This is a genomic window from Streptococcus oralis subsp. dentisani (assembly GCF_002096685.1).
GTDB lineage: Bacteria > Bacillota > Bacilli > Lactobacillales > Streptococcaceae > Streptococcus > Streptococcus oralis_AD.
Window position 1 is genome coordinate 19,807 of sequence record NZ_NCVA01000036.1, and the last position, 18,208, is coordinate 38,014.

12 protein-coding genes and 2 pseudogenes are annotated in these 18,208 nt (G+C 42.8%); 1 reads left to right on the forward strand and 13 read right to left on the reverse strand.

The window, feature by feature from the left end:
* Window positions 1-81 precede the first annotated feature (81 nt).
* From bgaA to miaA, 10 genes and pseudogenes are all read right to left on the reverse strand, one after another.
* Window positions 82-7,323: an LPXTG-anchored adhesin/beta-galactosidase BgaA gene (bgaA, locus tag B7705_RS01295; RefSeq protein ID WP_084947082.1), complete on the reverse strand. Its 7,242-nt coding sequence runs from the start codon at window positions 7,321-7,323 to the stop codon at window positions 82-84.
* 250 nt (window positions 7,324-7,573) lie between these two features.
* Window positions 7,574-7,768: pseudogene (locus tag B7705_RS09775) on the reverse strand (SDR family NAD(P)-dependent oxidoreductase); the annotation flags it as partial.
* Window positions 7,760-8,226: pseudogene (locus tag B7705_RS09800) on the reverse strand (alpha amylase N-terminal ig-like domain-containing protein); the annotation flags it as partial. The pseudogenes B7705_RS09775 and B7705_RS09800, both read right to left, overlap by 9 nt.
* 243 nt (window positions 8,227-8,469) lie before the next feature.
* Complete coding sequence (locus B7705_RS01305; protein ID WP_006150191.1) at window positions 8,470-8,664, reverse strand: helix-turn-helix transcriptional regulator; 195 nt, start codon at window positions 8,662-8,664, stop codon at window positions 8,470-8,472.
* Window positions 8,665-8,670: 6 nt separating this feature from the next.
* On the reverse strand, window positions 8,671-9,000 hold the full coding sequence (locus tag B7705_RS01310) for a hypothetical protein (protein ID WP_004252308.1): 330 nt from the start codon (window positions 8,998-9,000) through the stop codon (window positions 8,671-8,673).
* Window positions 9,001-9,397: 397 nt separating this feature from the next.
* The gene (locus B7705_RS01315; protein ID WP_049549781.1) at window positions 9,398-10,153 is read right to left on the reverse strand and encodes an SDR family NAD(P)-dependent oxidoreductase; all 756 of its coding nucleotides are present in this window, start codon (window positions 10,151-10,153) and stop codon (window positions 9,398-9,400) included.
* A 20-nt stretch (window positions 10,154-10,173) separates the two neighbouring features.
* On the reverse strand, window positions 10,174-11,103 hold the full coding sequence (gene rnz / locus B7705_RS01320) for a ribonuclease Z (RefSeq protein WP_049549780.1): 930 nt from the start codon (window positions 11,101-11,103) through the stop codon (window positions 10,174-10,176).
* A 14-nt stretch (window positions 11,104-11,117) separates the two neighbouring features.
* Window positions 11,118-11,741, reverse strand: coding sequence for a hypothetical protein (locus tag B7705_RS01325; RefSeq protein ID WP_000129724.1), 624 nt, complete (start codon window positions 11,739-11,741; stop codon window positions 11,118-11,120).
* Window positions 11,734-12,972, reverse strand: a complete 1,239-nt coding sequence (gene hflX / locus B7705_RS01330) for a GTPase HflX (RefSeq protein ID WP_084947085.1) — start codon at window positions 12,970-12,972, stop codon at window positions 11,734-11,736. Before hflX ends, B7705_RS01325 begins: the two co-directional genes overlap by 8 nt.
* A complete protein-coding gene (gene miaA / locus B7705_RS01335; RefSeq protein ID WP_084947087.1) occupies window positions 12,965-13,849 on the reverse strand; it encodes a tRNA (adenosine(37)-N6)-dimethylallyltransferase MiaA in 885 nt (294 codons plus the stop codon). The genes hflX and miaA overlap by 8 nt, the downstream gene beginning before the upstream one ends.
* A 120-nt stretch (window positions 13,850-13,969) precedes the next feature.
* On the opposite strand from miaA, the gene B7705_RS01340 reads away from it, so the two are divergent.
* A complete protein-coding gene (locus B7705_RS01340; RefSeq protein ID WP_001051782.1) occupies window positions 13,970-14,140 on the forward strand; it encodes a DUF3042 family protein in 171 nt (56 codons plus the stop codon).
* A gap of 42 nt (window positions 14,141-14,182) precedes the next feature.
* Here the strand turns inward: B7705_RS01340 and B7705_RS01345 are convergent, their stop codons facing one another.
* The 3 genes from B7705_RS01345 to B7705_RS09605 all read right to left on the reverse strand — a co-directional run bounded on the left by B7705_RS01345 (window position 14,183) and on the right by B7705_RS09605 (window position 18,199).
* Entirely contained in the window at window positions 14,183-15,022 is an 840-nt protein-coding gene (locus tag B7705_RS01345; protein WP_084947090.1) for a thymidylate synthase, read from the reverse strand.
* A 98-nt stretch (window positions 15,023-15,120) separates the two neighbouring features.
* On the reverse strand, window positions 15,121-16,080 hold the full coding sequence (locus B7705_RS01350; RefSeq protein ID WP_000078548.1) for an ROK family glucokinase: 960 nt from the start codon (window positions 16,078-16,080) through the stop codon (window positions 15,121-15,123).
* 103 nt (window positions 16,081-16,183) lie between these two features.
* Window positions 16,184-18,199: an Ltp family lipoprotein gene (locus B7705_RS09605; protein ID WP_239822331.1), complete on the reverse strand. Its 2,016-nt coding sequence runs from the start codon at window positions 18,197-18,199 to the stop codon at window positions 16,184-16,186.
* Window positions 18,200-18,208 lie beyond the last annotated feature (9 nt).

The window sequence follows — 18,208 nt, forward strand, 5'->3', positions numbered from 1 at the left end:
TTATTTACTATTACAACTCAGACGAAAAAGACCAGAGCGTCACTCTGGCCTTTTCCTGTTCAGTTTAGCTTGTAACTAAACTTAATCTTCTTTTTTGCGAGTAGTAGCTGCAAGGCCTGCACCTAAGCCCAAGATAGCCAATCCTGCTGCTAAAGCTGACACCTGAGACTCACTTCCTGTATTTGGAAGGTGACCTTTTTCAGTTTGTGTCACTTTTTCTTCTTGAGATTGTGCTCCTGTTTGAGCCAGTTGGTGCGCATCTGGATTGACAGGAACTTGTGGGTTTAGTTCTTCTTGTGCTACAGCAGTTCCCACTTCCACGATACGATCTTGTGCTGCTACCTTATCAAAGGTTTCTTTCGATGTACGCTTACCGTTTTCGACTTCTACTAGGTGGACACGAACACCTTTTTGGCCTTCTTGGATCACACGAGTTTGCCCTACTGGAAGTTTATCGTTCTTACGTTCTTGAACTTGGAAATCAACTTCCTCTTCTTCCACTAGGAGCTCTGGCTTGTGATGAACCAAATCTTTGACACCATCAAGCGGTTGAGCCGTACCTCGCTTAGTTCCAACTTCCACGATACGATCTTGCGCAACTATCTTATCAAAAGTTTCTTTCAATGTACGCTTACCGTTTTCGACTTCTACTAGATGAATACGAACACCCTTTTGACCTTCTTGAAGAACACGACTTTCACTCACATAAAGTTTGTCAGTCTTACGTTCTTGAATTTTGAAATCAATTGCCTCTTCTTCCACCAGAAGCTCTGGTTTTTCATGAACTAAACTTGCATTGCCATCAAGTGGTTGAGCCGTACCACGTTTAGTTCCAACAAGAAGAACCCGGTTAACAGGAGCCTGGATCACTTCACGGAGTTTCTCTTCACGAGTTCCGTCTGGACTAACAGATGTAAGAATGCGTTCCTTACCAACTTGTCCTTCTTGTTCTACACGACTTTCACCTACATATAGACTTGGATCTTCTTTTTCAACAGTTTGGAAGGCAAGTTCCTTTTCGACAACCTCAAGACTTGGATTTTCTCCTTGAATAGCAGGGGCTGTTTTCTCAGAAACTGGTTTTTCCTTAACTAGTTGGATACGGTATTCCTTGACCTGTTTTCCACTTTCTGAAACAAGGCGAACAAGTACTGGAAGGCTATCGTCTCCGTTATCTACAACTGTTGAAGCTACTTGATTACTTTCTTCGACTGAGACTTTTGGACGTTGACCTTTATAGGTGATTTGGTAGTCTTGACGATCTTCAGCGAAGTCAGGAAGTTCTTTTCCATCTACAAGAATTTTTGATTGGGTACTTTCTTGAGGCAATTCACTCGGTGCAAGGAAGGTCATCTCAATCATCGCAACACCGCTCTTGTCTGCTTTACGCTCCATACGCCATCTCATGGCTTTGGCTTTGACAGCTTTAAATGTTACGTTGATTTCATCACCAGCTGCGATGTCTTTATCCGCACGATAAGGTACAGCTTCCCAATTTTCTGGATTATTAAACGGATGAGCTGCATCGTAGGCTTGGTAGTTTGAATAGTAGGTAGGCACTTCAAAATCTGGGCCAATATAGCGTTCCAAAACGAGTTTAGATGGTGCATCTGTACCACTATCTGCAAAGAAGTGAAGTTTGGCTTGCGCTACAGTCCGTTCTACAATCTTACCATTTTCACGGAAGATCACACCTGCTGATACTTCTGGATTAGAAGATGGTGTTGGAGACCAGTTTGTCCAACGATGATTTTCTGAATGATTTCCGTCATTGAGATAGTCCACACGGTCATGGGAGTTTCTATCAATGTCGTTAGTGGCTGAAGCAAAGGCGCGGTTACTATTTTCATCATACTCTGGGTTATTTGAGAGAGCTTCGCCAAGTTTGTCTGTCACTCGTACAGTGAACTCAGCAACAAGATCACTACCAAGGACATGGCCTCGAACGGTAAATTGACCTGCTTTTGTCAGCTTTTCTGCTGGAACTTCATCCCATTCAACTGCCAAGTCTTTTGTTTCGTAGCCGTCTTTACCTGTGAAGTAAACAGGAACCTTAGTTGGCAATTCAAGCGGTTGCCCTACTTGTAGCAAGCGAGCTTGTTTGACCGCGGCAAGAGGTTTACGAGAGAGCAAGTCTTTATTGCTTGTAAAGTGTAGACGGTATTCTCCTAGGATGTCACCATTTTCAGCCTTCGCGATAACACGAACTGGCTCACCTTCACGAAGGCTTGGAACGACCGTCGCAAGACCATTGTTGCTAACACTTGCTGTTACTGCGGGAACCTTTCCATCTACAGACTCAAGGTAGTAGTCTGTCAAATCAGGGTTGAAGTTTGCTAAATCTTTGCCGTCAACTTGGATTCTTGTTTGTCCTTGTTTAGCTGCCGCAACTTGTTTCGCAAAGATTTGTACCTCTGTGATAGAAGTTCCGCGCTTGTTATCTGCTTTCACCATGCGAATGCGCACAGCATAGGTTTCAACTTTATCAAAGCTGAAATGATTCATTTCTCCAGCTTTTAATTGAGCTGGTGCTTTGAGATTGCTTACCTCTTTCCAGTTTGCAGGATCATTAAATGCATGGTTTTCCTCACTTACAAAGCTAGGGTTTTTAGGGGCTGTTGGAACGGTCTTACCGACGTAATATTCAATCACATAAGACTTCGGTACACCAACTCCGTGGTCTTCGTGGAATCCGACACTTAGATTATCAACTGAACGTTTGCTCAAAATACCTGAATCTCCGAATAGGACACCAACTGAAGCTTCTGGATTACTGCGATTCCAGTTTGTCCAACGGTTGGCTGGGCGGTCATTAAAGGAAATCAATTTATCGTTGACGTTTGAAACAGGGTCGCTTGGATTTGAGTCTGAAGCAAAGGCCAGTGGCAATTCTGAACCGGTCCATTGGTCAGAAATATTTGCACCTTGCTCAGTTTGAGCAGATACGCGAACATGAAGTTTAGTTGTTAATTGCGTACCTTCTAGACGACCATTAACCGTAAAGACACCTTCCTTGGCGTATTGGTCTGGACGAATCGCATCCCAAGTAACCTTAGCTGATGAAACGTGACCATTTGAATCATATGTACGGACGCTTTCTGGTAATTGTGGTGCTTCTGCGATTGGGGTTGTCACACTAACTTCTTCGACTGAAACGATACCTTCTACAGAGACTTTTGCACGCGCTTCAAGATCAAGACCTTCAACTTTACCTAGAACTTCAAAGGTTTGATAGTGGTCTAGTTTTTCTTTTGGAATAGCTTGCCAAGTGACTTTATGAGTTTTAGGGAAACCTTTGTCATACTCAACTGTTACTGTTGCTGGAAGGCTTGGTTCTTGATGCAAGTCTGTTACTACGTTTACTGGACGGATAGATTGGGCTACTTTTTTCTCAGTATTGGCCTGGATAGTGAGATCAACTTGACCTGTAGCTCCCTCATATTCCGCTTTCAGAGTGACTGTCCCTGGCTTATGCAACTCAAGCATTCCTTTACGAACTGCGACTTCCCCTTCACCACTTGTAGAGAAGGTCACTTTATCAGCTGGTAATACAGCTTGCGTTCCATCTTGATAGTGAGCTCGAACCGACAATTTCACTGTTTGGTCTTCTTTGAGGCTGTCAGCTTCTTCCACTTGTAGGCTCAAATGGTCAATTTTTGGTGCTTCTTCAAGGAATTGAATCGCATACATTTGAAGAGGGCCACCATCATTTGGTTGAACAAAGATGCTTGAACGCATACCGTTTGCTGCACTTGCTTGCACCACTGTAACAGCTGCATTTTCAGCACTTGCTGCGACTTTTGGTAACTTAGCTCCATAAGCAAGAGTTCGATATTGCATTGGATTTTGAGTAGTAAGACCAGTGACAGATTCGCCACCAACAGTTACATTTGGTACTGCAGGAGCCGCAGGATTACCTTCTTCTACCACAAGGGTAGCGTGAATAGTCTCACCACCCAGTTGACCAGTCATTTGAATACGTGAGCCTGCAACTGACAGTTTAGCTTTATCTGCTTCCGAAATCTCCCACTTATCAACTTCGTATTCTTGTACGCTTCCATCCGTAACAGCAATAGAAACGTATTTGTCAACAGCGCTCAAGTCTGTTCCTGGAGCAACACGCTTAACAGTTGGAAGCTCATTTGCGATTGCTAGAATTTCGACACGGGCCTCAACTTCACGTCCGTCTGCCATACCTTTAACAGTCACAACTCCTGCTTGGCTCACATCAACTGAAGACCAAGTTACTGGACGTTTTTCACGACTGCCATCACTGTAGATAAAACCGACTGTCTTCGGCATTTTTGGCTCTTTCTCAATAACAGTACGTACTTTTGGTACTTCTGTTCCGAGAACGGTCTTTTCTTGGTCTTCTTTTTTACCAGTAAAGACCGTTACTTGACTAGATTTCAAGAGATTTGAATGGGCTGTTAGAGTGAATTTACCTGCTTGCTCAGTTGATTTAACAATGGCAACCCCTTTACCGTTAAAGGCTCTGCGGATCCAAGAACCATCAGGTTGTGCCTTGTAGCGTTCACGGCTGGCTTGTTCCCCATTATCAACACCGACCAGTTGACCTTGTCCATGCAATTGGAAACGAAACAAATTATTGGCAGTTGGCACTACATTTCCTTGACTATCAACGATTTCGTAGTAGATGTAGGTCAAGTCTTTTCCATCTGCTGCGATTGCGTGTTCTTCCTTGACAAGACGAACACCTGCTGGTTGGCCTGCAGTGGTAATCTTGTCACGTGCAATTTCTTTTCCAGCTTCATCGCGAGCTACAGCTTCCAAAGTACCTGGTTGGTAAGCAACCTTCCACTCAAGATAGAGTTCCTTGGCATTGGCACCTTCTTGGTAGGTACGGCCATCACTAGTTTGTTTCTTGTTGAAGGTCTTAACTCCAAGAGATTGACCGTTCAAGAACAATTCTACGCTTGCAGCGTTTGAATAGGCGCGAACTGGGATTTTTCCGTCTGCATCTTCGACTTTCGATGCCAATTCTCTCTTTTCCCAGTTCCAGTGAGGAAGGAGGTGAACCATTGGTTTCTTCTTAGCAGAAACCCATTGGCTTTGGTAGAGATAAAAGTCATGTTTTGGAATACCTGCTGTATCTACGATACCAAAGTAAGAGCTCTTAACGGGAGTTTGGTTTTGGTTGTGCCATGGTGTAGGTTCACCGATATAGTCCGTACCTGTCCAGATAAACTGTCCAGCATAGCCAGCGTTGTCACGGTCAAATGTCCATGAATCTGTTGCCGTTTTACCCCAGCCAACTCGGTCATTACCATAGTCAGACTGTTCGTAATGGCGCTCAGGTCCGTTACTATGTTTCAATTCCTGTTCAGGGCGATAGTAACTTCCACGTGTACGGGTAGCTGAAGATGTTTCAGAACCGTAAATCAACCAGTTTGGATGTTTCGCACGAAGTTTCTTGTAGTTGTCTTCTGAATAGTTGAAACCAACTGCATCCAGTTCATTAGCAATTTTCTCATGATCACCGCTACCATCACCAAAGCGGAACTTATCTGCTCCCATGGTAACATAACGTGTAGTATCAACATCTTTAATCACTTTTACTAAGCGTTTAACCGTTGCAAGAGAGTGAGCATTACCGTTAGCTTCACCGATTTCATTCCCTATAGACCACATGAAGACAGCTGGGTTGTTTTTATCTCTTTCGACCATGGTACGAAGATCATAGTCAGACCATTTTTCACCTTTTCTAGCTTCTGGGTGAGTAGCGTCTTTTTCAAAGAAACGTCCGTAGTCATAAGGTTTCTTGCCATTATACCACGTATCAAAGGCCTCTTCCTGAACGAGCAAACCAAGTTCTGCTGCGATTTGCAATGTCTGTGGACTTGCAGGGTTATGAGTTGTACGGATGGCGTTAACGCCCATCTCCTTCATTTGTTTGAGACGACGGTATTCTGCTTTATAATTTTCTTCTGCTCCAAGCGCTCCATGGTCATGGTGCAAGGAAACACCATGGAATTTAATGCGTTCACCATTCAAAGAGAAACCTTCATTTGGAGTCCAGTGATAGTAACGGTAACCAAACAAATCTTTCTTAGCATCAACCAATTGACCGTCACGGTAAACACGCGTAACCAGTTCATACAAGGCAGGTTTGTCATTTAAAACGGTCCAGAGTTTTGGTTGTTCAACTTCTAAAATCGCATCAAGACTTGTTGACTCATGTGCTTTCAAGGTACGGCTCGCTGTACGAACCAAGCCTGTTACAGCCTGACCACCACGTTCAACGATTTGATACTCTGCCACCAATTCATGGTCTTTATCATCTGTATTGACGATTTTGCTGGCTACATGCGTTTCAACCTTGCCGTGTTGCTGTTCTTTAAGTTTTGGTGTTAAGATGGTTGTCCCATTTTTCTCAACATGAACCTTATCTGTCACTTGCAAGGTCACATCACGGTAGATACCACTACCTGAGTACCAACGGCTACTTGGCTGTTTGTTAACCGCATGGACAGCAATCACATTCTCACGACCATCTTTGTGAAGGTATTTGGTGATATCGTATGAGAACTGGTTATAACCATTTGGATAATGCCCCACTAACTGGCCATTGACATAGACTTGAGAATCCATGTAGACACCATCAAAGGTGACACGAACATTTTTCTTGAGATCTTTTTCATCAAGTTTAAAGGTCTTGCGATACCAAGCTTCACCACCATTGAGCTGTCCACCCTCGTTTTGGGCAGGTGACTGATGGTCAAAATCGTTAAAGATACTCCAGTCGTGTGGGAGATCCAATTTTTGCCATGTTGATACGTCTGCATCTGATTTCACAGCTTCTTTAGGATTCGCATTGAGTTTAAAGTGCCAATTTTGATTAAAATTCACTTTTCTATCTTCAATCATTTGATTCACTTCTTCATTTGTCGCAGCTTTCAAATCTTCCTTGACAGGCTTTTCTTGACTTGAAGCTTGAGATTCTACCTTTGGAGCAGTTTCTTCAGGTTTTAGAGATGCTTTCTCCTCTTTTGGAGCTACAGGTTCCTCTTCTTTCTTCTCGGGTTTGCTTGCTTCAATTGGAGTGGCTTGACTTTGATCGACACTTGCAGCATCCTTGTGCTCTGCTACAGTTTGATCTTCTTTTTCCTCCACTGCCGGACTTTCCTCTTTTGCTTGTTCCACAGTGTGAGTAATTGGAGTTTCATCCGCGAAAACTGGTGATTCTCCAATGACACTTCCTCCAAATAGAACCGCACAGGTTCCAATCATGACAGAGCAAGCGCCTACGGCAAACTTACGAATGCTGTAGACTCTTTTACGATTCCAATGGCCTTTTTCCATAAAACCCTCCTTTAGTAACCGCTTCCATTTATTTGTAAGCACATTACTTTTTCATAGCCTTTTACCCTTATTTTATAAAATAATATAGGAAATTTCAATACCCTAAACACAAAAAATCATATTTTTGATTGTTTTTTCTAAAATTTGTAGAAGATTCGAAAAAAATGAATGTAGATTTAGAACAAAAACAAACAAATTTTTGACACTCAGTTCAGTATTATAAAAAAGTTCCTTTTGTAAGGAACTCCTTTTACTTATAATTAAAGATTCCCCCTGCCAACTTATCGGCCAGCTTGGGAAAGAGGGTATAAAACTTATGGGCTAGATTCAACAAAACTGGGAGATTGAGTTCCCGTTTGTTTTTTCCTATGATTTTGACAATTTTTCTAGCGACTACATCTGGTTCTAAGAGAAATCGGTCAACAGACTTGAGGTAGCTCCCATCTGACGTCAAATGAGGATTTCCATTAGCAAAGCGTTCTGGGAAAATCTGATACCACACGGTATTTGAAACCCAACTAGGAACCTGACATCCATCAATTTCGTGAACATAAGGAAGTTTAAAGCCATTTCCTTCAGCATCCAAGTTTTCTTGAGTATGTTCCTTATCTACATAAAAATACCCTTACCCTCTTTATCAAGGAGTTCAAAGAGATACTGAATGCGTAAAAAATCAACCGAGACTGTAATCTGCCAATAGTCAAATAGGGCATCTGAGGTTACTTTGGTCATTTCTTTCTTGGCTTCATACTTATCCTCAATGAAAATAAAGGGATCTCCATAGTGTAAGATAACCTTCTGGACATCATTTATCTTGGTTCTAATTCGGATATGTAGCTGATCTTCCTTGTAAAGATATGCATACTCTGATTCTGGTCTATGATAAATAGCTGTTAATTCCATCATTTGTCTCCTAAATAATCTATCATCAACAAAAACGCAAACGTTTTCATAATTAACAGAACTAGTATACTATTTTAGCTGTTTATTTGCAAATTTTATACCAGTTTTACGATAGATATATAAGATGGACAAGGGTAAAATTGAGTAGACTCTTTTTGAGCTTTAAAAAGAGAGTTTCCATGAACTGAAAAACTCTCTCATCATTACGAATCAGATGATTAAAATAAAAGCTATCTGATATCTTTAATCTTCTAAAATGAAAATTTCTTCAACATGTAGTCGTAGCAACCTTGCAATTTTCATTGCTAGTTCAAGTGTAGGATTGTACTTGTCATTCTCTATAGCAATTATGGTTTGTCGACTAACGCCTAATATTCTTGCCATATCTTCCTGACGTAGTCCCTCAGACTTTCTTAACTGTTTGATGTTATTTTTCATACAGCATTAGTCTTTCTGAAAAAAATAAACGCCAACAGCCAATACTACGATAACAGTGACAACTGCTAGAATGACTCCTTGAACAAGTTTATTTGGTTCTTTATACTCTTCATCACCAGCAATCATATTGCGTTTTATTGCGGTTTGAGCAAATCCTTGCACACTTACAGATAAGATCAAAATTAAGCAAGGAAGCATTTCAAGTTTGCCACCAACAACAAGTGCTTGATAGATATTAAATCCTGTCCATGCACATAAACCCAAAAGCGCTGTTTTATAGCCCCACTCCTCAGAACGCAACTGAATATCTCTGTCCATTTCATCCATCTTTTTCATGGCTTTGTTCCTCCAAATTTTTGTAATAATGTCAAGAGCTCTTTACATTTCTTATTATACTCTAAATCGATAAAATGTCAAGATATTTTAACATTTTTACTTTTTTTATTTTCTTCATCTATTCTAAGAATATTCCTAACTCCAATTTACAGTCTAATCAATCTGACAAAGGGCAAGTTCTTTTAATCCTATTTTATCTTGACTTCATAAGCTTCGGCTATAGATATACTTTCAGTTATGTTAGACTCGAAGTTTATCCTCTCTTTTCTGCTTTCTTATCTCTATTTATACCTTAAATGGGCTTAATCGTTATAAACTGCCTGTTTATCATGTGGTATTTTTCTACAAATTAGCAACCGAAAAAAATAAAAAGCCATTCCTCAAGGGAACAGCCTTTTCACTTATAATTAAAGGTTTCCCCAGCCAACTTATCTGCTAACTTGGGAAAGAGGGTATAAAACTTATGGGCTAGATTCAGTAAGAGCGGAAGATTGATTTCACGTTTATTTTTGCCTATGGTCTTAACAATCTTTTGCGCGACAGCATCTGGTTCCAATAGAAAACGGTCGACCGATTTGAGGTAGGTCCCATCTGGGTCTGCCTGGTCAAAAAATCCTGTACGGATAGGTCCTGGATTAACAGTTGTCACATAGACACCATAGGGCATGAGCTCAAGGCGAAGAGCATTTGAAAAACCAATGGCCGCAAACTTGGTCGCAGAATATAGACTAGACTTGCCAGTCGCTATCAATCCTGCCATGCTGACGATATTGATGATATGACCTTTTCGACTTTCCTTCATGCGCTCCGCAAAGCGACGAGACAGATTCATCAGGGCAAAGGTATTGACCTCAAACATCTGGTGAATGTCTTGATCAGAGATCTTGTTGAAATCTTCAAAAATTCCATAGCCAGCATTGTTAATCAAGACATCAATCTTGCCATAACGGAGATAGAGGTCAGCTACTAGTGCTTCCAGGGCTGAGTCATCAGTAATATCGATTTCAATTAATTCCACATGAGGATGATTTCCATATAGTTGGGCTAGTTTTTCCTTGTTTCTACCTAGCAAGATGAGTTGGTCATTTGGCAAGAGTTTGACCATTTCTTGGGCTAAGCCACCGCTTGCTCCAGTGATGATGATGGTGCGCATACTTATCCTTTCTCAATCTTCTAAATTTCCACTTCTTCCAAGTCTTTGACCACATGGACATTTTCAAAAACAGTTGCCGCATCTTTCTTGAGCTGACTGATATCTTTTGAGAGGAAACGAGCACTGATATGATTGAGCAAGAGGCGTTTAGCACCGGCTTCTGCTGCTACTTGTGCTGCCTGCATATTGGTTGAGTGACCGTGGTTGCGGGCAATTTTTTCATCTCCCTTGCCATAAGTCGACTCATGGACAAGGACATCAGCGTTAACAGCTAGACGCACACTGGCATTAGCTTTTCGGGTGTCACCCAGAATAGTAATAATCTTACCAGGTCGTGGTGCTGAGATATAGTCTGCTGCCTTGATTTCAGTTCCGTCTTCTAGAACAACGTCCTGACCGTTTTTGATTTTTCCAAAAAGCGGGCCAAATGGAACACCAGCAGCCTTAAGTCTTTCAGCATCCAAGGTACCTTCTAAGTCCTTTTGCATGACACGATAGCCAACACAGAAAATAGTGTGGTCCAGCTCCTCTGCATACACCGTGAATTTATCGGTCTCAAGGATTTTCCCTAGAGAATCTTGGTCAAACTCATGAAAATGAATGCGATAAGGCAGACGAGAACCCGACACACGTAGACTGGTTAAGACAAATGACTTGATCCCTTGTGGTCCATAAATGTCCAAATCTGTCTGCTCCTCATTAGCCTGAAAAGCACGGCTAGAGAGAAATCCTGGCAATCCAAAGATGTGATCTCCGTGCAGGTGAGTGATAAAGATTTTGCTGACCTTACGTGGTCGAATTGTGGTTTCCAGAATACGATTTTGCATTCCTTCTCCACAGTCAAAGAGCCAGACTTCGTTAATCTCGTCCAAGAGTTTCAATGCTAGACTTGAAACGTTGCGAGCTTTAGAGGGCTGACCGGCCCCTGTTCCTAAAAATTGAATATCCATTCGATACTTTCTAATTAATCAATATATAACATAGCTGTGCGATTTTCCGATCGGAAATAGCGACTGCCAGAAAAAGCAACAGCTTCTTGCAATAAATCCTCTTGGCTGTAGCCCTTGAGACGTTTGCGACCATCAGCAAAACTTTCCAAGTCTGTCAATGCTGTGAGATTCTCCACACTAACAACTTCTTCATCTCCGACAGCCTTCATGTAAATATTACCAGACTCTTCAAAGACGAGTTGATGGGGGAAAATTTGCGCAATCTCAAAGAGCAAGTCATCCGAGATTACCTCTTCATTTTCAGAGAAGATTCGCCCCAGGCCCTTACTCTCATAGCAAAATCCAAAAGATTTGCCAGATAAATTAAGACGAATAAAAGGCTTATTTTCAAAGGTGAAACTTGGCTCAGCATTGTAGAGGTTCAGTTCATGACTGAGTTCTGCAAAATAATCCGTCGCAGCTTCAGGACTCTTTTTCTGGTAGAGTTCTGCAAAGTAGGCATTAACGACACTCGGAGGAGGTGTGATGAGAGCCAACTGCTCTTGCTCTGTTTTGCCAGCTAGAAGCTGATCTAGATAGACCCTATCCAGACTTGTATAGCCCCCATACTTTAGAGCCAAGGTTTTAATATCAGTCATAAAATTCCTCTAACCTCCATTTATTTTTCTCGGAAATGTAGCCTGTAATCACTTCACCGTCATCTTGATAGTCGCGCTCTTCCAGAATCGCTACACTTTCTAGATCATGTATCTTGTAGGATTTTGAAAAAGGCACGCGCAAAGTAAATGCTTCAAAAATCTCCTTGATTTTCTCTAAAAACAAAGCCTGCAAATTCTCACGACTATCCTCAGACTTGGCAGAAATGAGGGCATAAGGCGTTTGAGTAGGCGTGAAATCCTCCACCAAATCTGCTTTATTATAAAGAGTCAGGCGAGGAATATCCTCCATATCCAAGTCTTTCATGATAGACAGAACCGTTTTTTCATGCTCCTCGTGATAAGGATTGCTGGCATCAATGACATGAACCAGAAGGTCCACATGCTTGCTTTCTTCCAAGGTTGACTTGAAACTGGATACCAATTCTGTTGGCAAATCTTGGATAAAGCCAACCGTATCAGTTAAGGTAACCTGAAGATTACCTCCCAAATGGATACTCTTTGTCGTCGCATCCAGAGTCGCAAAGAGCTCGTCTGCTTCATACTGGGTCTTACTGGTCAAGGTGTTCATGATGGTTGATTTCCCAGCATTGGTGTAACCAATCAAACCAATCTTAAAGGTACTTGACTCCAAGCGTTTTTCTCTGACTGTCGCCCGATTTTTCTCAACCACCTTGAGCTGGCGCTCGATATCTGTGATTTGATTACGAACACTACGACGGTTCAGTTCCAGCTGGCTTTCACCTGGACCACGAGAACCAATTCCCCCTGCCTGACGGCTAAGCATAATCCCCTGACCAACCAAGCGAGGCAAGAGATACTTGAGTTGAGCTAGGTGGACTTGGAGTTTCCCTTCATGGCTTCGAGCCCGCATGGCAAAGATATCCAGAATCAACTGCATACGGTCAATAACCTTAACTCCCAGAACTTCTTCTAGATTGACATTTTGCCGTGGAGTCAAACGATTATTGACGATGACAGTAGTAATTTCTTCTGCATCTACCATCCGCGCAATCTCTTCCAACTTACCAGAGCCGACGAAGGTCTTGGAGTCATACTTTTCCCGTTTTTGCCTGTAGCTATCTACGACGACTGCCCCAGCTGTCTTAGCCAGACTGGCCAACTCTTCCATAGAGAGGTCAAAATTGTCCATGCCCTGCAATTCCACACCTACGAGCAGGACTCGCTCCTCTTTTTTCTCCGTTTCAATCATCTAAAAACTCCTCTATCTGGCTTAAAATGCGGTCCTGCACGTCAGGCTCTCCTATCTGATAAAAGGTCACCTGCATGCGATTACGGAACCAGGTCAGCTGACGCTTAGCAAAACGGCGAGTCGCCTGTTTGAGACTCTCGCTGGCTTCCTCAAGAGTTTGCTCCCCACGGAAATAAGGAAAGAGTTCCTTGTAGCCAATGCCTTTAGCTGCCTGCACATCTGGATAATGGTCAAAGAGCCACTTGGCCTCATCCAAAAGCCCAGCCTCAAACATCAGATCTACTCGGCGATTGATACGTTCATAAAGCTGACTGCGTTCATCATCCAAGCAGATAATCAGTGGTTCATAAGGACTTTCCTGATTTTCCAAATCCTGAACAAAATGGGCAATTTCCAAGGCGCGCATGGCACGACGACGGTTAAACTGGGGAATTTCAAGACCTGCTTGCTCCACAAGATGGGCTAATTCCTCATCTGAATAAGGCTCCAAACTAGTCCGATAGGCTAAAATCTCCTCATGAGGTGTTTCTCCACCTAGGTGGTAGCCTTCCAGCAAGCTCTGGATATAAAGCCCTGTGCCTCCAGCGATAATAGCAAGCTTGCCACGACTTTGGATGTCCTCTATGGCTGCCTTAGCTTCTGAAACAAAATCAAAAGCCGAGTAAGACTCGGTCACCTCTCTGACATCAATCAAATGATGAGGAACAACAGCTTGCTCCTCCGGGCTAGCCTTGGCTGTTCCAATATCCAACCCTCTGTATACTTGCTGACTGTCACCGCTGACCACCTCTCCACCAAAGCGCTTGGCTACTTCAATAGCAAGAGCTGTCTTCCCAACAGCAGTCGGTCCAACAATCACAATTATTTTTGTTTTCATCTTTTTTCCTTGAAAAATTCCCATTTTTTCGTTACTATTATTATATCATAAAAAGGTCAGTCAGAAAAATGCTACCACTTGAGGAGCCTGGCTGATCGGGAAGATAAAGGAGGAAGACTCATGGCTAAAGGATTCGCTAAAGGTCTTGTAACAGGTGTCGCAGGAACTGTCGCTGCCGTTGCAGGTGCAGTATACGCAATTAAAAAGAAAGTGATTGAGCCAGAAGAGCAAAAAGCAGCTTTCATCGAAGAAAACCGCAAAAAAGCAGCTCGCCGCCGCGTATCACATTAAGCAACAAAAGAAGTTGAGATTTCTCAACTTCTTTTTATTTTCTTAAATAGCCAAATCAAACTTCAGTTGTGGCTTGACTGGATTATAGTCAACTAACTCAAAGTCCTCCGCTTTGATATCAAAGAAATTGGTCCCATCAGGAACATTCAAGACCAAACGAGGTTGGCAGTTTGACGGCTCACGACGGAGCAATTCCTGAGCTTGTTCAAACTGATTATCATAGATATGGAGGTTGTTGATAAAATAGAAAAACTTCCCAATCTTCCAGCCAAAATGCTTGGCAATCATCATTTGAAGAGCCACATACTGCATGGCATTGATATGGTGGGCCACCAGCATATCATTAGAGCGCTGGGTCAAGGTCGCATCCAGATAGATTTCCCCATCAACCCGACGGACATCAAACATGGTCTGAAAGGCGCATGGAAGGAGGCCGTCTGTCTCCTCAAATGCTTGGTAATCCCAGAGTGAGATGATATTGCGACGGTTCCAGGGATTGGCTTCCAACTGCTTGAGAATCTTATTAATGATATCGTGTTTCTTAACGACCGCCCCATAGCGTTCACCGATGGTTCCCGTATCTCCCACTTCCCAGTCATTCCAGTAGTGAACATTGTACTTGCTATTTAGCACTTCTAGGCTATTAGACTGATCTTGGTAGATCCAGAGTACTTCCTTGATGGCGGATTTGATTGCAATGGGACGCAAGGTTGTGATGGGAAATTCCCCCATAGCCAAGTCATACTCGGCAAAGGCACCCGTTACGTACTTGGAGTTGGCAACAGTCCCATCCTTGTACTTGGGACGTGCTTGTTCAGAAAAGACGCCGTCTTTGAGGATTCGTTCAATATTCTCTTTAAAAATCTTATCTGCTTTTGTCATTTACCCTTACCTCATTTATTGTCTTAACTAGTATAGCATAAAAAAAGAAAGGAGGAAAATCACTGGCTTTAAAGTAGTGTTTTTCTCCTTTTATGATCTTATTGCAATACAAGCGATGCTGCTCCGATAACTCCAGCGTCATTTCCTAGAGTTGCAAGAGCTAGTTTAGTTGATGTGCGTACTTGTGGGAAGGTATTTTCGTCGTAGACTTTTTGAACACCTTGGAGAAGGAATTCTCCAGCTGCTGACACCCCACCACCGATAACGATAGTTGATGGGTTGAGGATTGATCCGATATTAGCACATGCAATACCCAAGTAACGTGAGAAGTTACGGTAAACGATCAAGGCAAGGTCGTCCCCTTCTTTTGCAAGGTCAAAGACAGTTTTAGCAGTTACTTCTTCTCCATCATCGATCAAGCGTTTCAAAGCTGCATCGCCTTCGTATTCATCTGCATAACGACGAGTCAAGTTGACAATCCCTGTTGCTGAAGCAACTGTCTCAAGACAGCCTTTTTTACCACAGGTACATGCGATTGGTTGGTCAAAGTCAACAGTGATGTGACCAAGCTCTCCTGCCGCACCAGCAACACCGTGGAGCAGTTTTCCTTCAGCGACGATACCACCACCAACACCGGTACCAAGTGTCATAAAGACAACGTCCGGTTGGTTGTCACCAGCACCCATCCAGCGCTCACCAAGAGCAGCTACGTTGGCATCATTATCAATGAAGAATGGAATACCCAAGGCTTTTTCAATCTTTTCTTTAATTGGTTGAAGGGTTTTCCAGTTTAGGTTGTAGGCACCGATAACAGTTCCTTTTTCACGGTCAACCACACCAGGTGATCCCATCCCAATCCCTCGGAAATCCGTAGCTGACAATCCAAGCAAGTCCAAACGATGTTGAATAGACTCAATCATATCATCTACAATATGGCTTCCTTCATCCAAAATGTTGGTCTTAATAGACCATTTTTCTTGGATTTCTCCCTCTTGAGTTAAAATTGCAAACTTGATAGATGTTCCACCAAGGTCAATCCCAATAATCTTTTGACTCATCGTCTTCTCCTTTTTAATTGAAAATGCTTACAGTACTAGTATAACAAAATCATCAAATTTGTGCAAAGGTTTGCATGAAAAAGTTACATTTTATAATTAATAACTATTTATCCCCTAGATGTTGAATGGCATAGTTTGCTTCTTCTTTTGTAAATTTTCCAATCCAAGAAGAAGTTAGCCTGTCATAAATTTCAGTTTTTGAGATATTACTATATTTTCGATATTCTCTTGCTTTAGCTAAGGCTTTTGCCTTATAATCTGCATTCAAGTGATCGATGGCATACTGCACTGCTGAACTTGAAAAACCATTCCACGTTAATTGGTCATAGAGAGCTTTTTTTGACATATTTGCCCACGAATTATAGCTTTTCGCTCTCCTTAAAGCAGCATTGTACTGGTTCCCATCTGCTGGTTTTGGTTGCCGCACACCATCGTATCCTACATAGTAACGACCACCATCTACCCATTTGTCCCTTACCATTTTGCCTTCAGAATCAACATAGTAACGACCACCATCTACCCATTCATTCTTGGCCATCTTTCCATCTGATTTATAATAATAGTATCCTACCCATTTATTGCGAGGATAGCTGCCTTCTGATGGTAGATTAAGTTTTTGAATAGCATAGTTGGCTTCTTCTTTTGTAAATTTTCCAACATAAGGAGAAGTTAGCCTGTCATAAATTTCAGTTTTTGAGATATTACTATATTTTCGGTATTCTCTTGCTTTAGCTAAGGCATTTGCTTTGTAATCTGCATTCAAGTGATCGATGGCATACTGCACTGCTGAACTTGAAAAACCATGAAACATTAATTGGTCATAGAGAGCTTTTTTTGACATATTTGCCCACGAATTATAGCTTTTCGCTCTCCTTAAAGCAGCATTGTACTGGTTCCCATCTGCTGGTTTTGGTTGCCGCACACCATCGTATCCTACATAGTAACGGCCACCATCTACCCATTTTTCCCTTACCATTTTGCCTTCAGAATCAACATAGTAACGGCCACCATCTACCCATTCATTCTTGGCCATCTTTCCATCTGATTTGAGATAAGAATTTCCTACCCATTTATTGCGAGCAGAGCTTCCTTCTGCTGTTAGATAATAATATGAACCATAGTTTTTATCATAAATCCAGTCACTTTTAACCTTTTTTCCATCAGAATCAACATAATAACGACCACCATCTACCCATTCATTTTTAGCTCTCTTCCCATCTGATTTGAGGTAGTAATTTCCTACCCAGCCAGACTGAACTTTAGATTGTGATTTATCCTGTTTAGGAGTTGTTTCTTTAGGTTTTGGTGCCGGCTTCGGCGCGGATTTTGGTGCCGGCTTCGGCGCGGGTTTTGGTGCTGGCTTCGGCGCGGATTTTGGTGCCGGCTTCGGCGCGGGTTTTGGTGCTGGCTTCGGCGCGGGTTTTGGTGCTGGCTTCGACGCGGGTTTCAGTGCTGGCTTCAGCGCAGGTTTTGGTGCTGGCTTCAGCGCAGGTTTTGGTGCTGGCTTCGGCGCAGGTTTTGGTGCGGGTTTTGGTGCCGGCTTCGGCGCGGGTTTTGGTGCTGGCTTCGGCGTGGGTTTTGGTGCCGGCTTCGGCGCGGGTTTTGGTGCGGGTTTTGGTGCCGGCTTCGGCGTGGGTTTTGGTGCGGGTTTTGGTGCCGGCTTCGGCGCGGATTTTGGTGCTGGCTTCGGCGTGGGTTTTGGTGCGGGTTTTGGTGCCGGCTTCGGCGCGGGTTTTGGTGCTGGCTTCGGCGCAGGTTTTGGTGCCGGCTTCGGCGCGGGTTTTGGTGCTGGCTTCGACGCGGGTTTTGGTGCCGGCTTCGGCGCGGGTTTTGGTGCCGGCTTCGGTGCGGGTTTTGGTGCCGGCTTCGGCGCGAGTTTTGGTGCTGGTGTTTTTGGTTTCTCAGAAGGGTTTTGAGCTGATGTTTTTGGTTTCTCAGCTTGATTTGGCGCCGAAGTTGTATTCTCTTTTACAACCTTACCATTTTTAGGTGCATCCTTTTCTTGAGCAGAAACATGCTGAGCCGAAAAAGGAAAGGCTTCAGTTGTATCTGCAAATGAAATAAGTCCCAGTGTTGCAGTTGCTAAGCTGGTTACTAAAATTCTTTTTGATTTTTTCATAAAAATCTC